The organism is Desertibacillus haloalkaliphilus, assembly GCF_019039105.1.
GTDB classification, from domain to species: domain Bacteria; phylum Bacillota; class Bacilli; order Bacillales; family KJ1-10-99; genus Desertibacillus; species Desertibacillus haloalkaliphilus.
In genome coordinates, this window is the sequence record NZ_JAHPIV010000530.1 from 1 (window position 1) to 341 (window position 341).

The window sequence follows — 341 nt, forward strand, 5'->3', positions numbered from 1 at the left end:
CATGACGGTCAGACAAAATCGCACGAGCAACTTCAATCATTGAAAGCTCAGCCTTATTTTGGCCGTCAAATTGTGTTAATGCCAAATCACTGCACGTCCTTTCGCGGTCTTACTCAATGTCTTATCTTACAATATTTCAGCCGTTTCGGCAAATGTTATTCTTCGCAAATTAAGCGAGTTCTGGTACATCACGTCCCAAAACCCACTTTTCGACGGCAACACCAACACCATCCGCGTTTTGTGTCGTCGTTTCTACGTCCGCAACTGCCTTCACTTCAGGCACAGCATTTCCCATTGCGACACCTAATCCAGCGGCCTCAATCATCGTGACATCATTTTGT

Annotated in this window: 1 protein-coding gene; it reads right to left on the reverse strand. The window is 45.7% G+C overall.

Going from position 1 to position 341, the window contains the following annotated elements:
- Positions 1–169: 169 nt before the first annotated feature.
- Positions 170–341, reverse strand: a 172-nt coding sequence (locus KH400_RS23145; RefSeq protein ID WP_217228641.1) for an HAD hydrolase family protein, incomplete at its 5' end; no start/stop codon positions are given.